Below are 20,560 nucleotides of genomic sequence, written 5' to 3'. Positions count from 1 at the left end.
CAAAGGCCCGACTTCCGAGCCGAACGATTGCACAGGTCAGACATGCTCGTAAACCGTGCGTCCGCCGACAATGGTGCGCACTACGCGGCCTGTAAAGCGGGCCTCGTCGAACGGAGTGTTCTTGCAGGGCGATTTGAGGTCGGCGGGATCGACCACCCAGGGCACGTCGGGATCGATCACAATGACGTCGGCCGGGCTGCCTGCGCGCAGGGTTCCGCCGGGCAGGCCGAGCAGTTCGGCCGGCCGGGTCGACATCGCGCGGATCAGCGTCTTCAGTTCCATCTCGCCATTATGCACGAGGCGGAGGCCGGCGGGCAGCATGGTCTCGAGTCCAACGGCGCCGGGAGCGGCTTCGGCGAACGGCAGGCGCTTGACCTCGACGTCCTGCGGATTGTGGTCGGACATGATGACGTCGAGGAGGCCGGAGGCGATTGCGGCCACCAGTGCGCGGCGGTCGTCCTCGGTCCGCAACGGCGGCGACAGTTTCAGGAACGAACGGTAGGGGCCGATGTCGTTCTCGTTCAGCGCAAGATGGTTGATCGAGACCGAGGCGCTGACGGCGAGCCCGGCGTCGCGCGCGCGCTGGAGGATCTCGAGCGAGTCGATGCAGGTCAGCGAGGCCGCGTGATAGCGGCCGCCGGTCAAGGCCACGAGGCGCATGTCGCGTTCGAGGATCACGGCCTCGGCGGCATTCGGGATGCCCATCAGGCCGAGCCGCGATGCGAACTCGCCCTCGTTCATCACGCCTTCGCCGACGAGATCGGGGTCCTCGGTGTAGTGGACGATCAGCGCGTCGAAATCGCGGGCGTAGGTCAGCGCGCGGCGCATCACCTGCGCATTGGTCACGCTTCTGACGCCATCGCTGAAGGCGACGGCGCCCGCGGCCTTGAGCAGACCGAACTCGGTCATCTCATCGCCGTGCATGCCCTTTGTGAGCGCCGCCATCGGCTGGATGTTGACGATCGCGGTGTCGCGGGCGCGGCGCATCACGAAGTCGACGGTCGCCGAATTATCGATCACCGGAGAGGTGTCGGGCTGGCAGATGATGGTGGTGATGCCGCCGGTCGCGGCCGCCTGGCTCGCGGTGGCAAAGGTCTCGCGATGGCTGAAGCCGGGCTCGCCGACGAAGGCGCGCATGTCGATCAGGCCGGGCGCGACGATCTTGCCGGAGCAGTTGACGATGTCGGTGCCTTCGGGGACGCCGGCCGCGCCGATGCCGCGGCGGGTCTCGCGGATGGCGCCGTCGGCGATCAGGACGTCGCCGACACCGTCGAAATCCCGGGAGGGATCGACGACGCGGGCGTTGGCGAGCAGGATGGGGCGGCGATCGGTCAACATCGGCATCACGCGTTCGGCAGGTTACGGGCGAGCGCTTCCAGCACGGCCATGCGCACGGCCACCCCCATCTCCACCTGTTCGCGGATCAGGGACTGCGCGCCGTCGGCCACAATCGAGTCGATCTCCACGCCGCGGTTCATGGGGCCCGGATGCATCACGAGTGCGTCCGGCTTGGCGTAGGCGAGCTTCTTCTGGTCGAGCCCGAAATAGTTGAAGTACTCGCTGGAGGACGGCACGAAGGAGCCGTTCATGCGCTCGCGCTGCAGCCGCAGCATCATGACGATGTCGGCGCCGTTGAGCCCCTCGCGCATGTCGCGCGCGACCTCGACGCCCATCCGCTCGATGCCCGGCGGCAGCAACGTGGTGGGGCCGACCACGCGGACGCGGGCGCCCATCGTGTTGAGCAGGATGATGTTCGAGCGGGCGACGCGCGAATGCAGCACATCGCCGCAGATCGCGACCACGAGCCCCTCGATCCGGCCCTTGTTGCGGCGGATGGTGAGCGCGTCGAGCAGGGCCTGGGTCGGATGCTCATGGGCGCCGTCGCCGGCATTGATCACGGAACCGTCAACCTTGCGCGCCAGCAGTTCCACCGCGCCGGAGGCGTGATGGCGCATCACCAGGATATCCGGGTGCATCGCGTTCAGCGTCATCGCGGTGTCGATCAGCGTCTCGCCCTTCTTCATGGACGAGGAGGACACCGACATGTTCATGACGTCGGCGCCGAGCCGCTTTCCCGCAAGCTCGAACGAGGATTGGGTCCGGGTGGAGGCCTCGAAGAAGAGGTTCACCTGCGTCCGTCCCCGCAGGACGGTGCGCTTCTTGTCAACCTGGCGGTTGAGCTCGACATATTCTTCGGACAGGTCGAGGAGGCCGGTGATGTCGGCCGCGGAAAGGCCCTCGATGCCCAGCAAATGCCGGTGGCCGAGGACGAAGGTCGATTTCGATGTCATTAAAACGAGAGCTATAGGCGCGGATGGATGGGGGGGCAAGGGCCAAAGCCGGGGCGGTGAGTTATCCCCTGATCTGTCGGTCCCGACGCTGCGGCGTGGCCTCGATGTCATGCCCGGGCTTGTCCCGGGCATCCACGTTCTTCTATCGCATTTGACGCAAAAGAACGTGGATGGCCGGGATAAACCCGGCCATGACGATGTGGGGGCATTTCGTGAAAACAATCCTGACTGTGCTCTTGGCTGCAGCAGCAATCAGCGCGGCCCACGCCCAATCGCTCCCCGGCGGCTTCGTCTATCTGCGTGACATCGTTCCCAGCATCATCCAGGACATCCGCTACGCCACGGCGAACAATTTCGTCGGCCGTCAGCTCGCCGGTTACAACGCCGGCGAGTGCGTGGTGAAGCGCGAAGTCGGGCTGCGGCTCAAGGCGGTGCAGCAGGAGCTGGCGGCGCAAGACCTCTCGCTCAAGATGTTCGACTGCTACCGGCCGGCGCGGGCCTCGCTCGACATGGTCAAGTGGTCGCAGAACGGTCACGAGAGCGCCGCCGAGCGGCGCTACAATCCCAAAATTCCCAAGACCGAGCTGTTCCGCCTCGGCTACATCGCGAGCCGGTCGCAGCATTCGACGGGCGCCGCGCTCGATCTCACTTTGGTCGATCTGAAGGCTGACAACTCCGCCAAATACGACCCATCAAGAGCCTATGCGGATTGCACCGCGCCGGTCGAAGCGCGCGCGCCGGAAGGCAGCGTCGACATGGGCACCGGCTACGACTGTACCGATGCGAAGGGCCATACCGCGGCACCGGCGATCACCTCCGAGCAGCGCGTCTGGCGCAGGCGGCTGGTGGCTGCGATGGCCAGGCAAGGCTTTGTGAACTATTCGAAGGAGTGGTGGCATTTTTCCCTGCCGGGGGCCGGCGGGGCGGCCTATGATTTCCCGATCCAGCCGCGCCGGAACTGATTCCGCGCCGAGGAAGCACCATGACCCAGCCGAGCTTCGCGACCCACGAGGTCTTCAACCAGTCGCCGCCGTTCGAGGATGTCGACCTGTTCGCCGCGGATCGGCCGCTGGTCGATGCGGTGAAGGCCAATGGCGGTGCGGCGGCGGAGCGCGAACTGTCCGAGTTCGGCAAGCAATGGGGCTCGGCCGCGATGGCCGATCGCGGGCGTGTCGCGAACGAGAATACGCCGAAGCTGCGCAGCTTCGACGCAAAAGGCAACCGCCGCGACCAAGTCGAGTTTCACCCGGCCTATCACGAGCTGATGGCGCACAGCGCCCATGCCGGCGTGCACAATTCGACGTGGACCGCGGAGGGCAAACCTGCGGGCGATGCCGCCGAAGTCATTCGTGCGGCAAAATTCTACATGGCCGCGCAAGTCGAGACCGGCCACCTCTGTCCGATCACGATGACGCGCGCCTCCGTCGGTGCGCTGGCGATGCAGCCGGATTTGCTCGGCAAGGTGATGCCGGTGCTGTCGACCCGGAGCTACGACCCGAGCTTTGCGCCGTGGTGGCAGAAGCGCGGCATGACGCTCGGCATGGGCATGACCGAGAAGCAGGGCGGCACCGACGTGCGTGCCAACATGACGCGCGCGGTGCGCGAGGGCGAGGCCTACCGCATCACCGGCCACAAATGGTTCATGTCGGCGCCGATGTGCGATGCCTTCCTGGTGCTGGCGCAGGCGGACAGCGGGCTGACCTGTTTCTTCATGCCGCGCTTCGCGCCGGATGGTTCGGTGAATGCGATCCAGTTCCAGCGGTTGAAGGACAAGCTCGGCAATCGCTCCAATGCCTCGTCCGAGGTCGAGTTCATCGGTGCCTATGCGGAGCGGGTCGGCGAGGAAGGCAAGGGCATCCGCACCATCATCCAGATGGTGCAGCTGACGCGGCAGGATTGCGCGATCGCCTCCGTCGGCCTGATGCGCTCGGGGCTTGCGCATGCGCTGCATCACGCCCGCCACCGCAGCGTGTTCCAGAAACATCTCGCCGATCAGCCGCTGATGCAGGCCGTGCTGTCGGACATGGCGCTGCATGTCGAGGCGAGCACGGCCCTGGTCATGCGGCTCTGCCGCGCCTTCGACCGCACACCGCACGATGCGGCGGAGGCCGCCTATATGCGGCTCTTGACGCCCGCGATCAAATACTGGACCTGCAAGAGTGCGCCGCCGTTCCTCTATGAGGCCATGGAATGCCTCGGCGGCAACGGCTATGTCGAGGACGGCATTCTGGCGCGGCACTACCGGGAGTCGCCGGTCAACGCGATCTGGGAGGGCTCGGGCAATGTGATGTGCCTCGACGTGCTCCGCGCGCTCTCGCGCGAGCCGGATGCGGCGACGGCTGTGCTGCAATCGCTTGCGGCCGAGACGAAGGGCTTGCCTGGGGCAGGCGAGACAGCCACCTTCATCGGCCAGACTTTTCGGCGTGCCGATGGCGAGCGCTTCGCGCGTCTCGCCGTCGAGAAACTGGCGCTGCTGGCCGCTGCTGCGGCATTGAACGGCGTGTCGCCGCGTAATGCCGAACTGTTCGCGAGCACGCGCCTTGCGGCCAATCACGCCAGCATGTACGGCGCCGTCGAGCTGGAGAGCGGCGAGGCCCGCGCGCTGCTGGAGCGGGCGCTGCCGTGAGTCTTCCCAACGAAAGCCTTCTGATGGACTCCCTCAATCCCGACCATCCGCCGCTGACTATGACGCCAGCGCCGCCGCGCGTCTGGATGTTCTGGGGCACCGCGTTGTGGGGCCTCTTTATCTTCGCCGCGATGTTCGTCGGGCAGATCGGCGCCGTCGTCCTGCTGGTGGCGCAGCGTGGTCTTCCCATGGACTTCGCCTCGCTCCAGGCGGTCGGCCACGATCCGCAGGCGCTCGCGCTGTCGGTCATCATGGGCCTGCCGGCGACGCTTTTGGCGGTGTGGCTCGCCATTGCCATCAAGAAAGCCTCCTTCGTCGACTATCTCGCGCTGCATTGGCCGTCCTGGAAGCAGCTCCTGTTCGGTGCAGTCGGCCTCATCCTGCTGGTGCTGGTCTGGGAGACGATGTCGCGTGCGCTCGGCCGCGAGGCGACGCCGGGCTTCATGACTGATCTGTTGAAATCGGGCCGCGACAAGGGCGCGGCGCTGTTGCTGCTATTCGCCTTCAGCGTGGCTGCGCCGGTGTCGGAAGAGATCCTGGCGCGCGGCTTCCTCTATCGCGGCTGGTCGGCGAGCTTCCTGCGCGTGCCGGGCGCGATCCTGCTGTCGTCGCTAGTCTGGACCATCGTGCACCTGCAATACGACATGTACTTCCTCGCCGAAGTCTTCACCATCGGCCTGTGGTTCGGCTATATGCGCTATCGGGCGAATTCGCTCTGGCTCACCATCGTGCTGCACGCGCTGAACAATCTGACCGCGGTGGTGCTGACGATGTGGCTGGGGAGCTAGGCCGCCAGCGCGATCGCGATCGGCATCGTGATGGCCGCCAGAATCGTCTGCAGCGTGATGATCTGCGCCAGCAGCGGCGCGTCGCCGCCCATCTGGCGCGCCATCACATAGGCGCTGGACGAGGTCGGCACCGCCGCGCAGATCGCCACGATCGCGCGGCTGTCGCCTGACAGGCCGAACCAGGCGGCCAGCGCCAGCGCCAGCGCAGGCATCAGTGCGAGCTTGAAGACGACGCCGATGGCCGCGGCCAGGCTTGGACGCAAGAGGCCTTCGAGATGCAGGCCCGCGCCGGTGACGAGCAGGCCGATCGCGAGCGAGGAGCGGCTGAGCGCGTCCGCCACGTCGTGCCAGAGTTTTGGCAACGGCAGGTGGGTGACATTGACGAAGAGCCCGATCGCGCAGGCCCAGATCAGCGGATTGCGGATCACCGTCATGACGATCGTGCCTGCGGACTGCTTCTCGGGCGCGGCGTAATGAGCGAGCACCACGACGCTCAATACGTTGACGAGGGGAATGATCGCGACCATCGCCACGGAGGCGAGCGCCAGCCCGACATCGCCGAACATGTTGGCGGCGACCGACAGCCCGACGAAGGTCTGCCAGCGCGTCGCGCCCTGGAAGATCGAGGTGAAGGCGGGGCCGTCGATATCGAGCCGCGCCAGGGCAGGGCGGAGCGCGAGGCAGAGCAGCGACATCGCCAGTGCCGACAGCAGCAGCGCGCCGCCGACACCGGCGACCGGCACCTTGGAGAGGTCGGCCTTCACCAGCGTCTGGATCAGCAGCATCGGAAACAGCACGAAATAGGTCAGTCGCTCCAGCCCGTGCCATTGCGTGTCGAGCCGCATCAGGCTGCGCTTCAGCACGATTCCGAGCACGATGAGGATGAAGACCGGCAGCAGCGCCGCGATCACGACGGCCATCGGTCAGGCGGTCCCTGGACCCAGATTGGCGAGGCGGTCGAGCGCGCCCTGCAGGATGAAGATCGCGGCGTGCTCGTCGATCACCTCGGCGCGCTTGGCGCGGCTGACGTCCATGCCGATCAGCTCGCGTTCGACGGCCGCGGTCGAGAGGCGCTCGTCCCACAGGCCGATGGGGAGGGCGGTCAGGCCGGCGAGATTGCGGGCGAAGGCGCGGGTGGATTGAGCGCGCGGACCCTCGCTGCCGTCCATGTTGATGGGCAGGCCGAGCACGAAGCCGACCACTCTGCGCTCGGCCGCGATCGCGAGCAGCCGGGCGGCGTCCTGCTTGAACTGCTTGCGCTGGATCGTCTCGACGCCGGTCGCAAGCCGCCGGTCCGGATCGGACACCGCAACGCCGATGGTCTTGGTGCCGAGGTCCAGCCCGACCAGCGCGCCGCGGGCGGGCCAGTGGGTTGCAGCATCGATGAGGGGCAGGATAAGAGCCGGCATGCGTAGCGCATATCATGCGTCGCGCCGCGGAGTGAACCCGGAACAATGGACGCGCTGACATTATTCGGCCTGTTCGCCGTCACGGCGATGCTGGTCACTTACGCCCTGGAAGATCGCAGCCATTGGTTCGTGCTGCTGTTCGCCGCGTCCTGCGCGCTCGGATCGGCCTATGGCTTTCTCCAGGGCGCCTGGCCGTTCGGCCTGGTCGAAGCGATCTGGGCCGTCGTGGCGCTGCGGCGGTGGCAGCTGAAGCCGTAGATGATCCAGCGGCAGCAAGCAGCGCGCGAAATCGTGATGCGCGGGCGCTTCGATCAAATGTGGGAAATCTCACACTGGTGACATTGCAGACCATGGCATGATGCCGGTGGTTGCGTGGCAGGAGATGTACAGGTCTAAAGTAGTGTGGGGCGGAGCCCCGATTTCCAGAACGATCGGCAGCGATCGGCCATCCGGCCCGCGCTGCAACTTCGCGCAGATTTTTTCAGGCGCTCACCAGGTCCAATATTCGCCAGTCATTTGAGAGGTCACCGATGCTCATCAAGCCAAGCCTGATCGCGGGCTCAGAAAGGCGATTCAAGCAAGCCGAGTTCTCACCCGAAGCCTTGAACCGGAAACTGGGCGACGGTCCGATCGAGATGACGGTCGAGAAGATGCGCGTGCGCCAGCGCCAGCTGCTGGCCGAGACGCAGGACGTGGAGAAGGCCGAGATCGGCCTGGAGCGGATCATCCAGGGCAATGATCTCGACAGCATCAACTATCTCGCCAAGGGGACCGCGGCCGCGCGCTCGGTCTGCCGCATTCAACTCAGGGATCTCAAGTCGAACCTGCTCGGCTACGGCTCGGGTTTTCTGATCGGGCCGGGCCTGCTGCTGACGAACCATCATGTCTTCGGCAAGCCGGCCGACGCCGCCAATTCGATCGCCGATTTCAACTACGAGCTCGACGTCTCCGGACAAGAGCGTGTGCCTGTGCGGTTCGGTTTCGAGCCGGGCAAGTTCTTCTACACCAATGACAGGCTGGATTTCTCGGTCGTCGCGGTGGCGCCGACCTCGCTGTCGGGCCACGAGGAGCTCGAGGATTGGGGATGGTTGCCGCTCAGCGGCGCGCCCGGCAAGGCAGACCCCGGCGAGTACCTCACCATCGTCCAGCACCCCAGCGGGCAGATGAAGCAGGTCTGCGTCCGCGAGAACAAGCTGCTCAAATATGTCGGCGACTTCCTCTGGTACAACACCGATACGACGGCGGGATCGTCGGGCTCGCCGGCGTTCAACCGCTTCTGGCAGGTGGTCGCGCTGCACCACAGTGGCGTTCCCCGGAAGGATGCGCAGGGCCGCACCCTGACCAAGGACGGCAAGGTGTGGAAGCCGTCAATGGACGAAACCCTGATCGACTGGATCGCCAATGAAGGCATCCGGATCAGCGCGATCGTCGCCGATCTCAAGGTCGCCGTTGGCTCCCATCCCCTGATCAAGCCGGTGCTGGACGAGGAAGAGCCGCCGATCCGGCTCGAGGTCGAGAAGGTTCGCGCACCGGTCGCCGCGCCTGCGTTCGGCGCCAATGTCTGGGTCGAGCAGTCGCTCGACGGCACCTCGCTGGTGGTTCCGATCCGCGTGCCATTGCCGATGTTCCGGAAGGAGATTCCGTTCGCGCCGCTGGCACCCGAGCCGGGCCCGGCTGGGGGCAACGGAGGGGCGCAGAACGGCGGTATGCCGAACGGTGGCAAGCCGTTGATCGCTCCGCCGGCCGGCCTCCTGCCTCGCATCAGTGCGAACGGCCTGCCCATGGAGGCCGTGCATATCGATCAGAGCACGCTGAAATCGCGTCCCGGATACAAGGCAAATTTTCTCGGCACCGGTAAATTCTCGGTGGCCCTGCCGAAGATTCCGGCCGCGCTCAAGTCCAGAATTGCGACGCTCAAGGGAAGCTCCAGGCAGTCCGAGCTGAAATATTTCAACTACAGCGTCGTCATGAACAAGGAGCGCCGGCTCGCCTTCTTCAGCTGTGTCAATATCGACGGCGGGCAGCAACAGGACGTCGGCAAGCGCGAAGGCGATTCCTGGTTGCGCGATCCGCGCATCGACGACGATGCCCAGATCGGCGACGAATTCTACCGCAAGCAGGCCACGTTCGAAGCGGACCGCAGCAAGAATCCGTTCGATCGCGGTCATCTCGTGCGCCGCCTCGATGCGACCTGGGGCGACACCGTCGCCGCGGCCAAGCAGCATGGCGACGATTCCTTCCACTTCACCAATTGCTCGCCGCAATTCTTCTCGTTCAACCAGGGTAAGCAGCTCTGGGCGGGCCTGGAAGATTACACGCGCGATGTCCTGCTTGAAGGCGAGGAGAAGGGCATCGTCATGAACGGTCCGGTGTTCGACGGGCCGGATGCCGATGGATCCGATCTGCCCAATCCGGCCGGGCGGCCGCACAAGGATCCGAGCTTCGGCGGCGTTCAGATCCCGAAATATTTCTGGAAGATTCTGATCCGACGCAACGAGGATGACGACGCTCTCAAGGCGGCGGCGTTCCTGATGAGCCAGCGGAAGCTGGTCATGGAGATCGATCGCATCCAGGAGGCGGATCTGCGCGAAAAGATGTCGGAGGAGGATGTCAGTGTCTTCCAGGTCTCGATCGCGGACCTCGCGAAATTGACCAAGCTCGATTTCGGCAATCTCACTGATGCGGATTCGCACGAGGCGACCTCGGTCGGCCCGCGGCGGATCGAGTCCTATGAGGACATTCGACTCTGATGAGCGCTTCGGTTCGCGAGGCAGCGAAACCGAGGCGACGTTCGGGTGAGGGCAGCGGTGCGCTCTATCGAGGCACTGCAAGTCCTCACCCGGCTTCTTTCGCCAGACGCGCGTCCGACGTCAGCGGATCGCGATCGGGTTGATCATTGCCTGTACGCCGCCGGTCCAGCGCGGCTGGCCCAGCACGAACAGGAATTCATAGCCCTTGTCGCGCGCGAGCGCGGCGGTGTCCATGTTCTCGAGGATATAGGTCCCATTCATCGCGAGCAGGATCTGGTGCACCTCGAACACGTTCTTGGATTCGAACGGCAGCACCTCGAGGGCCCAGGTATCGGCACCGACTGCGACGACGCCCTTGCCGGTCAAATACTTCGCGCCTTCGACGCCGAGGCCGGGCTCACCGGCGGAATAGCGCTTGTCGTCCTTGCCGATCAGGCTGAGCCAGCCGGTGTGGAAGATCACGACGTCGCCTTGCCGGATTTCGACGTTCTGCTGCTTGGCGGCTTCCTCGATCTCCTTGACGTTGAAGGCGGTTCCTTCCTTCACCACGTCGGTCTTGAAATAGGCGGCCATGTCGAGCAGCACGCCGCGCGTGACCATCGGCGGCACCTTTTCGATGCCGAGCTTCTTCAATCCGTTCGGATCGGCGAAGTCGGCGAGCTTGTTGCCGTTGTAATAGACGTGCTCGACACCGAGATGACCGAGCCCGTCGAGCTGGCTGCCGATGCCGACCCAGGTGTCGAGGATGTCGTCGTTATAGGTGGCCTTGTTGGGCCCGAGGCCTGGAATGCCGGCCTGTCCGGGCTGCACGATGGTGAGCTTGAAGGCGCGCGGCGGATAGGCCGGCGTCTGCGGCGTGACGGGAATGCCGAGTGCGTAGGTCTTGCCGGTCTTCACCAGAGAGGCGGCTTTCACCACGAGCTCCGGCGTCATGTAGTTGGCGGCGCCGATTTCGTCGTTCGGCCCCCATTTCGATTTGGTCCAGTCCTGTGCGTTTGCTGTTTGGATCGTCGCCGACAACGCGGCGACACAGCACAACACGAACGTATTGCGCATCGATAGTCCTCCCGATGTTTTGGCTTCGTTATGGTAATTTGCGCTGGCAGTGCCGCATCCTAACGTCAAAGGCGTCTGCGCTTCAAAATATTTCAGCGCGCGGTGCTGCGGCCGCCGAACGCAGCGCGACGTCGACGGATTCAAGTACGGCAGATTTGTGACGTTGAATTTCGTGCGATGGAACGTCTCACCGCGTCAGGCTGCGATGACGTCCTGGTCGGTCTTCAGGCAAGCGGCAAAACCGCTCAGCGCGCTGGATTGATGTCCGGCGCGGCGCTGGATGAAGAGTGTCTCGACGCGCGCGTGCGAGGTGCTCAGCGTGTGCATCGAGACGCTGCCGTTCATTGCGCTGCGCTCGACGACGGCACGCGGCAGCAACGTCACGCCCATGTCGGCGGCGACGCAGCCGATCATGCCGTCAAGCGTGCCGAGCTCGAAGCGCGTGGCTGAGGGCCAGCCGAACTCGACGAACACCTGCTCGAGCCGCTGGCGGTAGGTGCAGCCGGTGCGAAACACCAGTGCCGTCGGGCCGGACTCCGGCGTGCCGGCGCGCAGCTCGGCGAGGGAGGTCCAGCGCCGCGCGCTGACCAGCACCAGCTCCTCGCGGAAGGCGCTCGTCGCAGTGAGGTCGTCGTGCGCGATCGGACCTGCGACGAAGGCACCATCGAGCGCGCCTTCGAGCACGCTCGCGACGAGGTCGGCGGTCGGCGCGGTACGCAAGGACAGGCGCACCGCGGGAAAGCGGCGATGAAAGTCGGCGAGCAGCGGCGGCAGCCGCACCGCCGCCGTGGTCTCCATCGAACCGATCGCGAGCGGTCCCTTCGGCTCGCCATCGTCGCGCGCGGCAAGCACGGCCTCGCGCGACAGCGCGGCCATCCGCTGAGCATAGGGCAGGAGGCGCTTGCCGGCGCCGGTCAGCGTCATGCCGCGGCTATGGCGTTCGAACAACTGCGTGCCGATCTCCGCCTCCAGCGCTTTCACGCGCTGGGTGACGTTGGATTGCACGGTGTTCAGCTCTTCCGCGGCACGGGTGATGCCGCCGCTGCGGGCGACGGCCGCAAAGGTCTGGAGATCGCTGAGTTCCATCGTACCGTTTCGCGTTTGAGATGGTAGCGTTCGCAACAATTCAATTTTCGAGAATGCTAATCGCACTTACTCTCGCTGTCCAGATCGGGGAAGGACCATGCCCATTGCGACACCGCTGACCACGCTGCTTGAGATCAGCCATCCCGTCCTGCTGGCACCGATGGATGTCATCGCGGGCAGCCGTCTGGTCGCGGCCGTGAGCGGCGTCGGCGGGTTTGGCATTCTGGGCGGCGGCTATGGCGAGAGGACGTGGCTGGAGCGGGAGACCGCGAAGCTCGCTTCGCTGTCCGCGCCGTTCGGGATCGGCTTCATTACATGGAGCCTCGCCAAGCGGCCCGAGCTTCTCGACATCGCGCTCGGCGCAAGACCATCCGCGATCATGCTATCGTTCGGAGATCCTGCGCCGTTCGCGAACAAGATCAAGTCGGCCGGGGCGCGTCTGATTTGCCAGGTACAGGACGAGGCGATGGCGCGGCAGGCGCTCGAAGCCGGCGCCGATATCCTGATCGCGCAGGGGACGGAGGCGGGCGGGCACGGCGCCTCCCGCACCACGGTCGATCTCGTGCCCGCAATCGTAGATCTTGCCGCGGGCGTGCCGGTGGTTGCGGCCGGCGGCATCGCCGATGGGCGTGGGCTTGCTGCGATGATGATGCTGGGCGCGAGTGGCGTGCTGCTTGGCACGCGCTTCTATGCGAGTGAGGAGGCCGACGGTGCAGAGGAGGCCAAGCGGCGCATCTGCGCGGCAAGCAGCGGCTCGACTGTGCGCGGCATCATCTTCGATCTCTCCCGCAACAATGTCTGGCCGGCGCCGTTTACCGGGCGGTGTCTGGTCAATGATCATGCCCGGCGCTGGAGTGGTCGCGAAGTCGAGTTGATGCAGAATGTCGCTGGGGTCGCGGCGGATTATGCCGCGGCCAAGGCAGCCGGCAATTTCGACGTCGCCGCCGTGATCGCAGGCGAGGCGGTCGGCCTGATCCATGATATTCCACCGGCAGCCGAGATCGTCGAGCGGATTGCGATTGAGGCCGGGCAGCTTCTTGCCGGGCGGCGGAATTCGGTAGTCGCGGGGTAGGATTCTTCCCCCTCCAGGGGAGGGTAAGAGAAACGAGAGAGAACAACGATGTGGCCTGACCGTCGACTGATCGACCTCTTCAAGACCGAATTTCCGATCGTGCTGGCGCCGATGGCGGGTGTGATGGATGCGGAGCTGGTGATCGCCGTGGCAGAGGGCGGTGGGCTCGGCTCGTTGCCGAGCGCGATGCTGTCGCCGGAGAAGGCGCGCGAGCAGGTCAACATCATCCGCCAGCGCGTGAAGGCGCCGGTCAACATGAACTTCTTCTGCCACACGCCGGTTGACCTTTCGACTGAGGCTGAAGCGCGCTGGAAGCAGCGGCTCACGGGCTACTACATCGAGCATGGTCTCGATCCCGCGGCGCCGGTCGCTGCGGCGAACCGCGCGCCGTTCGATGCCGCCTTCTGCCAGGTCGTCGAGGAGCTGAAGCCCGAGATCGTCAGCTTCCATTTCGGTCTCCCGGAGCAGGCGCTGCTCAAGCGCGTCAAGGCCGCTGGCTGCCTCGTCATCTCGTCGGCGACGACGGTGAAGGAGGCGGTCTGGCTCGAACAGCGCGGCGTCGATGCCGTCATTGCGCAAGGCGCCGAGGCCGGCGGCCATCGCGGTATGTTCCTGACCGACAAGATCTCCGAGCAGCCCGGCACGTTCGCGCTGGTGCCGCAGGTCGCCGATGCCGTGAAGGTGCCGGTGATCGCGGCCGGTGGCATCGCGGACGGGCGCGGCATCGCCGCCGCCTTCGCGCTCGGTGCCTCGGGCGTGCAGATCGGCAGCGCCTATCTGCGCTGTCCGGAGTCCAAGGTCAGCGCTGGCGGCCGCAAGGCGCTGGCTGAAGCGCGGGACGATTCCACCGTGATCACCAATGTCATGACCGGCCGGCCGGCGCGCGGCATCCAGAACCGCCTGATGCGCGAGGCCGGCCCGATCTCGCCGGACGCCCCGCCGTTTCCCCATGCCGCAACCGCGCTGGGACCATTGAAGACGGCTGCCGAAAAGCAGGGCAGGGTGGATTTCACCAATCTCTGGGCCGGACAGGCTGTGGCACTGGGCCGCGAGGTCCCTGCGGCCGAATTGACCCGGGATTTTGCCAAATCGGCGCTGGCCCGCATGAAAGCGCTGGCCAGCTAAGCGCTTTAGGTTCTTGTTTGCGCATGATCTTTTCGGAAAACCGCTTCACACTTTTCCGGATCATGCGCTAGCGCCGGTTGCGGCGCAAAACCGGCCTCTGCTATACGGCACATAGGTTTTGCCGTGAGAGGCCTTATATAATGTCCGTCGACGCCGCTACCGTCCGCCGCATCGCGCATCTGGCGCGCATCGCGGTTTCCGAGGGCGAGGTTCCGCATCTGCAGGGCGAGCTCAACGCCATGCTCGCCTTTGTCGAGCAGCTCTCGGAGGTCAATGTCGAGGGCGTGGAGCCCATGACCTCGGTCACCCCGATGCAGATGAAGAAGCGGCAGGACGTGGTCGATGACGGCGAGATCGCCGACGATATCGTTGCCAACGCGCCCGCGACCGAAGGTCACTTCTTCCTGGTGCCCAAGGTCGTTGAATAAACAGGTTAGATCCGATGTGCCTGCTTTGCGACGATGAGAAGGCCTATCAGGCCTACATGAACTATCTCGACAAGATGGAGCGGCAGGGCAAGGCTGCCGATCCCAACGTCGCCGTCAATGCCGTGCTCGACGAGATCGAGGCCGCCGCCAATGCGGCCGCCAAAAAAGACGACCCGGCCAACGACAAGACCCTGTCTCCGTTCTTCTGCAGCCCGATCAATAAATGACCGATTTGACATCGCTGACGCTCGCCGAGGCCCGCAAGGGTCTCGCCGACAAGACTTTCACGTCCCTCGAGCTGACCGACGCGCATCTGAGCGCGATCGAGGCCGCGCGCGTGCTCAACGCCTTCGTGATGGAGACGCCGGAGCAGGCCCGCGACATGGCCAAGGCCGTGGACGAGAAGATCGCCAAGGGCGATGCCGGCCCGCTCGCCGGCATTCCGCTCGGCATCAAGGATTTGTTCGCGACCAAGGGCGTGCGCACCACGGCATGCTCGAAGATCCTCGGCAATTTCGTGCCGACCTACGAGTCCACCATTACCTCGCAGCTGTGGCGCGACGGTGCGGTGATGCTCGGCAAGCTCAACAATGACGAGTTCGCGATGGGCTCGGCCAACGAGACCTCGTGCTTCGGTCCCGTCGGCAATCCCTGGCGGCGCGAGGGAAGCAACACGACGCTGGTGCCGGGCGGCTCGTCCGGCGGCTCGGCCTCGGCCGTGGCGGCGCTGCTCTGCATGGGTGCGACCGCGACCGACACCGGCGGCTCGATCCGCCAGCCGGCGGCGTTCACCGCGACCGTCGGCATCAAGCCGACCTATGGCCGCTGCTCGCGCTGGGGCATCGTCGCCTTTGCCTCCTCGCTCGACCAGGCAGGTCCGATCGCGCGTAGCGTGCGCGATGCCGCGATGCTGCTGCGCTCGATGGCCGGTCATGATCCCAAGGACACGACGTCGGTCGATATCGCCGTGCCGGATTACGAGGCTGCGATCGGCAAGTCCGTGAAGGGCATGAAGATCGGCATCCCCAAAGAGTATCGTCTCGACGGCATGCCGGCCGAGATCGAGAAGCTGTGGAGCGAGGGCGCGGCCTGGCTGAAGGCCGCCGGCGCCGAGCTGGTCGAGGTGTCGCTGCCGCACACCAAATATGCGCTGCCGGCCTATTACATCGTGGCGCCGGCGGAGGCGTCCTCCAACCTCGCGCGATATGACGGGGTCCGCTATGGCCTGCGCGAGCAGGCCAAGAACATCGTCGAGCTCTACGAGAACACCCGCGCCGAAGGTTTCGGCGCAGAGGTTCGCCGCCGCGTCATGATCGGCACCTATGTACTCTCGGCCGGCTATTACGACGCCTATTATCTGCGCGCGCAAAAGGTTCGCACGCTGATCAAGAAGGATTTCGAGGATTGCTTCGCGCGGGGCGTCGACGCGATCCTGACGCCGGCGACGCCGTCGGCGGCCTTCGGCATCGGCGAGAAGGGCGGCGCGGATCCGGTCGAGATGTATCTCAACGACATCTTCACGGTGACCGTGAACATGGCGGGCCTGCCCGGCATCGCGGTGCCCGCCGGCAAGGACGCGCAAGGCCTGCCGCTCGGCCTGCAGCTGATCGGCCGTCCGTTCGAGGAGGAGACGCTGTTCTCGCTCGGCGAGGTGATCGAGCAGGCGGCCGGCCGCTTCACGCCCGCGAGGTGGTGGTGAATGTCGCCGCGTTCATCGCGAGCCTCGACGGCGCGGCGCCCGCGCGACACCTGAGCGCGCCGCTCGCCGGCCTGTGGTGGGCCGCGAAGGGCGATTGGGATCAGGCGCACAAGATCGTCCAGGACGACAACGGCCGTGACGCGGCCTGGGTGCACGCCTATCTGCACCGCGTCGAGGGCGATCTCGGCAATGCCGGCTACTGGTACCGCCAGGCCGGCCAGCCCGCGGCAAAGGATTCATTGGAAGCGGAGTGGGAGCGGATCGCTGTCACGCTGCTCGGGAGCACGACATGAGCACGGCCACGCACAAGCTTCTCAAGGGCGCCACCGGTGATTGGGAGGTGGTCATCGGCATGGAGATCCACGCCCAGGTGACGTCGAACTCAAAGCTGTTCTCGGGCGCCTCGACCGCGTTCGGCGGCGAGCCGAACACGCAGGTGTCGCTGGTCGATGCCGCGATGCCGGGCATGCTGCCCGTCATCAACGAGGAATGCGTCAGGCAGGCTGTCCGGACCGGGCTCGGTCTCAACGCGCAGATCAATCTGCGTTCGGTATTCGACCGGAAGAACTACTTCTATCCCGACCTGCCGCAGGGCTACCAGATCAGCCAGTACAAGTCGCCTGTCGTGGGCGAGGGCGAGGTGATCGTCGATCTCGACGGCGGCCGCAGTGTCTCCATCGGCATCGAGCGGCTGCATCTGGAGCAGGATCCCGGCAAAATGCTGCACGACCGGTCGCCGTCGCTGTCCTACATCGATTTCAACCGCTGTGGCGTGGCGCTGATGGAGATTGTCTCGAAACCGGACATCCGCGACGCCGAGCAGGCCAAGGCCTATGTGACCAAGCTACGCTCGATCATGCGCTACCTCGGCACCTGTGACGGTGACATGGAGAAGGGAAGCCTGCGCGCCGACGTCAACGTCTCCGTGCGCAAGCCCGGTGGGCCGCTCGGCACCCGCTGCGAAATCAAGAACATGAACTCGATCACCTTCATCGGCCAGGCGATCGAGTATGAAGCGCGGCGCCAGATCGAGATCCTGGAGGACGGCGGTCAGATCGAGCAGGAGACGCGCCGGTTCGATCCCAACAAGGGCGAGACCCGCTCGATGCGGTCCAAGGAGGAGGCGCATGACTATCGCTACTTCCCCGATCCCGACCTGCTGCCGCTGGAGTTCAGCCAGGAATTCGTCGACGAGCTGAAGGCGAAGCTTCCGGAGCTGCCGGACCAGAAGAAGACACGCTTCGTCGCCGATCTCGGCCTGTCGCCCTATGACGCGAGCGTGCTGGTCGCCGAGCGCGAGAGCGCGGTGTTCTACGAGACCGTGCTCGAGAAGCTCGGCAACCGCGCGCGCGACGGCAAGATGGCGGCGAACTGGGTGATCAACGAACTGTTCGGCCGTCTCAACAAGGAAGGCCGGGATATTACGGGCTCTCCGGTCAGCGCCGAGCAGCTCTCGGGCATCATCGACCTGATCGGAGAGGGCACGATCTCGGGCAAGATCGCCAAGGATCTGTTCGAGATCGTCTGGCAGGAGGGCGGCGATCCCCGCGCGCTGGTGGAAAGCCGCGGCATGAAGCAGGTCACGGATCTTTCGGCGATCGAAAAGGTTGTCGACGACATCATCGCGGCCAATCCCGACAAGGCCGCGCAGGTCAAGGACAAGCCGCAGTCGCTCGGCTGGTTCGTCGGTCAGGTGATGAAGGCGTCCGGCGGCAAGGCCAACCCGCAGAGCGTCAACGACGTGCTCAAGTCGAAGCTCGGCCTCTAACCTCGCGCGTTCGAACGAGGTGACGGACACGCTCCGTCACCTCGCTGTCGGTTCTCGATGCGACGCTCGCGCGCACCCTCGGCGGTAAACTTCATCCCGACCAGACGCGATGCAACGGCCGAATCGCCGTCACGCGATTCGCGCAAAACGGCGGCTCGCACACGCTCCGGCGAGCGTTCGCGCCGTTAAGCATGAAAATATTTTCGTTGCCAAAAATCGCGACTCAGAGTCCGCGAAGCGCCCTTGCGAGGTGATCGCGGGATCGGCGATGCGCATCATCGCGATGATCGCGCGCGATGCGCACGCAAAGAAAAATACTTGCTGCATAGTGTTTTTCTGCAATCGCATCTGCCGCGAACGTCGATGCTGCGCGTACGCTCTGCGGTCGCTCGCACCCGTCGTTCGGTGCGCTTGCATCGCGTTCGCCAAGCGCACGCGCGTTGCGTCGTCAACACTTCTTTAAGCGAGACGCTGTTTTTTTCGTTGTGTTGGTGTATTCGGGATGAGTGTGCATTCGATCCCCGACTGCACGCAGCGATTAAAGCCATCTCACACATCGGAGGGCAACATGGCCAAGAAAGCGAAGAAGGCGAAGAAGGCGAAGAGCGCAGTGAAGAAGACTGCGAAGAAGACCCGCAAGGTCGCGAAGAAGAAGAAGTAACTTCGCTTCTGAAGTTGCCGGCTCCAGCAGCCGGCACGTCATCAGCGCCTCCTAGAGGTTCTGGTCGACGATAGAGGGTGTCGGCGAGACATCAGGTCAACGGTCGGACCGTTCTCTTTGCGGTCCGGCAGAAGAAACTAGTTTTCTTCGTTCGGTGCGGGGCCGGTTCTCCGGTTCTGCAATTTCACGAGTGGCCTCGCGGTCAAAGTGGAATCTGGTCCTGACGTGTTCGCCGACGCCCTCGTTCTCCTGAGGCCGGGGTATTGCCGGCATTTCCTTTTCCCCACATTGCTGATCTGACCACGGCGTCATCGTTGCGCTGGCCGCTCCACCTTGGGCAGGCGAGGGCTGCAGCCTGATTGCGCGCTCGCACGCCGCTTTCGCCATTCGCGGTGTCATCGCCGCGCTCCGGCCGGGCGATCCAGTACGCCGGGCTTCTCGTGCGACATTGCCATCTCTGGAGTGCCGGTCACCCTTCTGCCGCCTTCGCCGAAGCTTCGGCGCTCAAGGACGACGGGGCCAGGCGAAGCCTTGGCGATAGCCGGGGCGCGGGCGACGATCGCGAGTGGGGACGCCGCAGGATGCGTCCACCGCGCGCGATGGTTATCGATGTCCCAAAATCCCAGGGTAAACCAAATCTGACGAAACGCAGAAGTGCCTGCAAATCAGGGACTTCTTGAATTCTGCGCGCCGGCGCCGCGCGCTCGCGTTTACGTCTGCTTCATCGCGATACTTAAACTGCCATTCAAATTTGCCCGCCATCATCGCCTCCAACAAGCCGGCAAACGGCGTTGGGCAAGAAGCCCAAGGGATGAGTTGAACAGTGCGCGGTCCCAGCAAGGGTCATGCACATCAGAGTTGGACGGGAGCCGCGCTCGGGGGAGCAAGGCACAAGAAAAAAGGGGATGCGTTATGTTTCAGGGTACTTTCGATCTGGAGACGGCAACGCCGATCGACTCGACCGCGCTGTCGGACGTGCTGTTCGAGCGCGGGATCTATTGGGCGAGCGGCCGTTCCGGGCTCGTCGATCTCGTCGCCGCGCACAAATGGTTCAACCTCGCCGCCCTGAAGGGCCGCAAGGACGCCGTGACGCTGCGCCAGGAAGTCGCCGGGCAGATGTCGGATGCCGAGATCTCGGCCGCGCAGCGCGAGGCGAGGGCGTGGGTCTCCACGCACTGAACCGAGAATCGCATCCGCACCCGTGTTCGCACGGGTGGGCCTGGTTGCGCTGAATCAAGTTTCTTCGTCGTGCCGCCACATAAGACCCGTGCGGCATGAGCGAGCCCGATACCAATGGACGATGGCTGCCGATTCAGATCGCTCCCGATGAGTGCGATCTGGAACTCGGACGTCCGCACAAGACTGGGATTCTGCCCTGGTCGTTTCCGTGCCGGCGCAGGTCCGGCGTGTGGTACAATGTCTGGGCCGGCGAGGCGGTGCTGATTTCGCCCTCGCATTGGCGGATCTGGCGGTTCCACCGCTAGGCGCGGACCAACACGCATACCCACACATATAAGATAAGATGGTGCGAATCGAGCTGAACGGCCGCGTCGATCCTTGCGCCGGGCTTTCGCGCCGGTCACACGAGCGCTTTCAGCTGAAAGAACGCCCAGACCTTGATTGATTCTGTGAGCGGCCCGAGACATAGGTGACAGAACGTACCGGACACATGGGTTACACTTTCCGCTTTTGTTCTGCGGGAGGTGGCGATGCCGTGGAGAGCGAGTTCGGTCATGGAAGAACGCCTTCGCTTTGTCGCCCGGCTTCTGGAAGGAGAAGCCATGTCCGAGGTCTGCCGCGA

21 protein-coding genes are annotated in these 20,560 nt (G+C 64.8%); 14 read left to right on the top strand and 7 right to left on the bottom strand.

Features of this window, described 5'->3' with window-relative positions:
* Window positions 1-36: 36 nt before the first annotated feature.
* Both GGD62_RS33170 and GGD62_RS33165 read right to left on the bottom strand, forming a co-directional pair.
* Window positions 37-1,338: a dihydroorotase gene (locus GGD62_RS33170; RefSeq protein ID WP_026202486.1), complete on the bottom strand. Its 1,302-nt coding sequence runs from the start codon at window positions 1,336-1,338 to the stop codon at window positions 37-39.
* 5 nt (window positions 1,339-1,343) lie between these two features.
* Window positions 1,344-2,291 (bottom strand): aspartate carbamoyltransferase catalytic subunit, encoded by a 948-nt coding sequence (locus GGD62_RS33165; RefSeq protein ID WP_018321103.1) that lies wholly within the window; start codon window positions 2,289-2,291, stop codon window positions 1,344-1,346.
* Window positions 2,292-2,488: 197 nt separating this feature from the next.
* On the opposite strand from GGD62_RS33165, the gene GGD62_RS33160 reads away from it, so the two are divergent.
* Genes GGD62_RS33160 through GGD62_RS33150 form a run of 3 tightly spaced genes read left to right on the top strand, consistent with a single transcriptional unit; the run spans window position 2,489 to window position 5,705 of the window.
* Window positions 2,489-3,253 carry a M15 family metallopeptidase gene (locus GGD62_RS33160; protein ID WP_183712503.1) on the top strand — a complete coding sequence of 255 codons (765 nt, stop codon included), beginning with the start codon at window positions 2,489-2,491 and terminating at the stop codon, window positions 3,251-3,253.
* 20 nt (window positions 3,254-3,273) lie between these two features.
* Complete coding sequence (locus tag GGD62_RS33155; RefSeq protein ID WP_183712375.1) at window positions 3,274-4,917, top strand: isovaleryl-CoA dehydrogenase; 1,644 nt, start codon at window positions 3,274-3,276, stop codon at window positions 4,915-4,917.
* Window positions 4,918-4,940: 23 nt separating this feature from the next.
* Window positions 4,941-5,705, top strand: coding sequence for a CPBP family intramembrane glutamic endopeptidase (locus tag GGD62_RS33150; protein ID WP_018321101.1), 765 nt, complete (start codon window positions 4,941-4,943; stop codon window positions 5,703-5,705).
* Here GGD62_RS33150 and GGD62_RS33145 read toward each other — a convergent pair.
* Window positions 5,702-6,625 carry an AEC family transporter gene (locus tag GGD62_RS33145; protein ID WP_183712372.1) on the bottom strand — a complete coding sequence of 308 codons (924 nt, stop codon included), beginning with the start codon at window positions 6,623-6,625 and terminating at the stop codon, window positions 5,702-5,704. The genes GGD62_RS33150 and GGD62_RS33145 overlap by 4 nt on opposite strands.
* Before the next feature lie 3 nt (window positions 6,626-6,628).
* Window positions 6,629-7,114 carry a Holliday junction resolvase RuvX gene (gene ruvX / locus GGD62_RS33140; RefSeq protein ID WP_183712370.1) on the bottom strand — a complete coding sequence of 162 codons (486 nt, stop codon included), beginning with the start codon at window positions 7,112-7,114 and terminating at the stop codon, window positions 6,629-6,631.
* A gap of 45 nt (window positions 7,115-7,159) precedes the next feature.
* Between ruvX and GGD62_RS33135 the strand changes: the two genes are divergently transcribed.
* Both GGD62_RS33135 and GGD62_RS33130 read left to right on the top strand, forming a co-directional pair.
* A complete protein-coding gene (locus GGD62_RS33135) occupies window positions 7,160-7,372 on the top strand; it encodes a hypothetical protein (RefSeq protein ID WP_091967017.1) in 213 nt (70 codons plus the stop codon).
* A 272-nt stretch (window positions 7,373-7,644) separates the two neighbouring features.
* Window positions 7,645-9,864, top strand: coding sequence for a DNA/RNA non-specific endonuclease (locus tag GGD62_RS33130; protein WP_183712368.1), 2,220 nt, complete (start codon window positions 7,645-7,647; stop codon window positions 9,862-9,864).
* A gap of 120 nt (window positions 9,865-9,984) precedes the next feature.
* On the opposite strand, the gene GGD62_RS33125 is transcribed toward GGD62_RS33130, so the two are convergent.
* Together GGD62_RS33125 and GGD62_RS33120 are read right to left on the bottom strand one after the other, a co-directional pair.
* A complete protein-coding gene (locus GGD62_RS33125) occupies window positions 9,985-10,920 on the bottom strand; it encodes a cyclase family protein (RefSeq protein WP_183234491.1) in 936 nt (311 codons plus the stop codon).
* A gap of 195 nt (window positions 10,921-11,115) precedes the next feature.
* Entirely contained in the window at window positions 11,116-12,006 is an 891-nt protein-coding gene (locus tag GGD62_RS33120) for a LysR family transcriptional regulator (RefSeq protein ID WP_179738676.1), read from the bottom strand.
* Between the two features lie 97 nt (window positions 12,007-12,103).
* On the opposite strand from GGD62_RS33120, the gene GGD62_RS33115 reads away from it, so the two are divergent.
* From GGD62_RS33115 to GGD62_RS33065, 9 genes are all read left to right on the top strand, one after another.
* Window positions 12,104-13,078 (top strand): nitronate monooxygenase family protein, encoded by a 975-nt coding sequence (locus GGD62_RS33115; protein WP_183712366.1) that lies wholly within the window; start codon window positions 12,104-12,106, stop codon window positions 13,076-13,078.
* A 48-nt stretch (window positions 13,079-13,126) separates the two neighbouring features.
* Complete coding sequence (locus GGD62_RS33110) at window positions 13,127-14,203, top strand: nitronate monooxygenase family protein (protein ID WP_018321093.1); 1,077 nt, start codon at window positions 13,127-13,129, stop codon at window positions 14,201-14,203.
* A 140-nt stretch (window positions 14,204-14,343) separates the two neighbouring features.
* Window positions 14,344-14,631, top strand: coding sequence for an Asp-tRNA(Asn)/Glu-tRNA(Gln) amidotransferase subunit GatC (gene gatC / locus GGD62_RS33105; protein WP_028143922.1), 288 nt, complete (start codon window positions 14,344-14,346; stop codon window positions 14,629-14,631).
* A gap of 14 nt (window positions 14,632-14,645) precedes the next feature.
* Window positions 14,646-14,858 (top strand): hypothetical protein, encoded by a 213-nt coding sequence (locus tag GGD62_RS33100; RefSeq protein ID WP_018321091.1) that lies wholly within the window; start codon window positions 14,646-14,648, stop codon window positions 14,856-14,858.
* Window positions 14,855-16,330 carry an Asp-tRNA(Asn)/Glu-tRNA(Gln) amidotransferase subunit GatA gene (gene gatA, locus GGD62_RS33095; protein ID WP_018321090.1) on the top strand — a complete coding sequence of 492 codons (1,476 nt, stop codon included), beginning with the start codon at window positions 14,855-14,857 and terminating at the stop codon, window positions 16,328-16,330. The genes GGD62_RS33100 and gatA overlap by 4 nt, the downstream gene beginning before the upstream one ends.
* Window positions 16,321-16,623, top strand: coding sequence for a hypothetical protein (locus GGD62_RS33090; protein ID WP_092257583.1), 303 nt, complete (start codon window positions 16,321-16,323; stop codon window positions 16,621-16,623). The genes gatA and GGD62_RS33090 overlap by 10 nt, the downstream gene beginning before the upstream one ends.
* Entirely contained in the window at window positions 16,620-18,098 is a 1,479-nt protein-coding gene (gene gatB, locus GGD62_RS33085) for an Asp-tRNA(Asn)/Glu-tRNA(Gln) amidotransferase subunit GatB (protein WP_183234488.1), read from the top strand. Before GGD62_RS33090 ends, gatB begins: the two co-directional genes overlap by 4 nt.
* 1,573 nt (window positions 18,099-19,671) lie before the next feature.
* Window positions 19,672-19,938 (top strand): hypothetical protein, encoded by a 267-nt coding sequence (locus tag GGD62_RS33070; protein ID WP_183712364.1) that lies wholly within the window; start codon window positions 19,672-19,674, stop codon window positions 19,936-19,938.
* Between the two features lie 95 nt (window positions 19,939-20,033).
* Window positions 20,034-20,243, top strand: coding sequence for a hypothetical protein (locus GGD62_RS33065; RefSeq protein WP_018321085.1), 210 nt, complete (start codon window positions 20,034-20,036; stop codon window positions 20,241-20,243).
* Between the two features lie 95 nt (window positions 20,244-20,338).
* On the opposite strand, the gene GGD62_RS40645 is transcribed toward GGD62_RS33065, so the two are convergent.
* On the bottom strand, window positions 20,339-20,560 hold a 222-nt coding region (locus tag GGD62_RS40645; protein WP_210318009.1), incomplete at its 5' end, for a hypothetical protein.

Origin of the sequence: Bradyrhizobium sp. ERR14 (assembly GCF_014198235.1) — a bacterium.
Classification (GTDB): Bacteria; Pseudomonadota; Alphaproteobacteria; order Rhizobiales; family Xanthobacteraceae; genus Bradyrhizobium.
The sequence above is the reverse complement of the archived record's forward strand: the minus strand, read 5'-3'. Positions and strand labels throughout refer to the sequence as shown.

Bases quoted from the DNA above. Each gene is read 5' to 3' on its own strand.
- gatB (WP_183234488.1), top strand. From the start codon at position 16,620: ATGAGCACGGCCACGCACAAGCTTCTCAAGGGCGCCACCGGTGATTGG.
- GGD62_RS33170 (WP_026202486.1), bottom strand. From the start codon at position 1,338: ATGTTGACCGATCGCCGCCCCATCCTGCTCGCCAACGCCCGCGTCGTC.
- GGD62_RS33165 (WP_018321103.1), bottom strand. From the start codon at position 2,291: ATGACATCGAAATCGACCTTCGTCCTCGGCCACCGGCATTTGCTGGGC.
- ruvX (WP_183712370.1), bottom strand. From the start codon at position 7,114: ATGCCGGCTCTTATCCTGCCCCTCATCGATGCTGCAACCCACTGGCCC.
- GGD62_RS33110 (WP_018321093.1), top strand. From the start codon at position 13,127: ATGTGGCCTGACCGTCGACTGATCGACCTCTTCAAGACCGAATTTCCG.
- GGD62_RS33155 (WP_183712375.1), top strand. From the start codon at position 3,274: ATGACCCAGCCGAGCTTCGCGACCCACGAGGTCTTCAACCAGTCGCCG.
- gatC (WP_028143922.1), top strand. From the start codon at position 14,344: ATGTCCGTCGACGCCGCTACCGTCCGCCGCATCGCGCATCTGGCGCGC.
- GGD62_RS33065 (WP_018321085.1), top strand. From the start codon at position 20,034: ATGAGCGAGCCCGATACCAATGGACGATGGCTGCCGATTCAGATCGCT.
- GGD62_RS33135 (WP_091967017.1), top strand. From the start codon at position 7,160: ATGGACGCGCTGACATTATTCGGCCTGTTCGCCGTCACGGCGATGCTG.
- GGD62_RS33150 (WP_018321101.1), top strand. From the start codon at position 4,941: ATGGACTCCCTCAATCCCGACCATCCGCCGCTGACTATGACGCCAGCG.
- GGD62_RS33130 (WP_183712368.1), top strand. From the start codon at position 7,645: ATGCTCATCAAGCCAAGCCTGATCGCGGGCTCAGAAAGGCGATTCAAG.
- GGD62_RS33115 (WP_183712366.1), top strand. From the start codon at position 12,104: ATGCCCATTGCGACACCGCTGACCACGCTGCTTGAGATCAGCCATCCC.
- GGD62_RS33145 (WP_183712372.1), bottom strand. From the start codon at position 6,625: ATGGCCGTCGTGATCGCGGCGCTGCTGCCGGTCTTCATCCTCATCGTG.
- gatA (WP_018321090.1), top strand. From the start codon at position 14,855: ATGACCGATTTGACATCGCTGACGCTCGCCGAGGCCCGCAAGGGTCTC.
- GGD62_RS33100 (WP_018321091.1), top strand. From the start codon at position 14,646: ATGTGCCTGCTTTGCGACGATGAGAAGGCCTATCAGGCCTACATGAAC.
- GGD62_RS33125 (WP_183234491.1), bottom strand. From the start codon at position 10,920: ATGCGCAATACGTTCGTGTTGTGCTGTGTCGCCGCGTTGTCGGCGACG.
- GGD62_RS33120 (WP_179738676.1), bottom strand. From the start codon at position 12,006: ATGGAACTCAGCGATCTCCAGACCTTTGCGGCCGTCGCCCGCAGCGGC.
- GGD62_RS33070 (WP_183712364.1), top strand. From the start codon at position 19,672: ATGTTTCAGGGTACTTTCGATCTGGAGACGGCAACGCCGATCGACTCG.
- GGD62_RS33160 (WP_183712503.1), top strand. From the start codon at position 2,489: ATGTGGGGGCATTTCGTGAAAACAATCCTGACTGTGCTCTTGGCTGCA.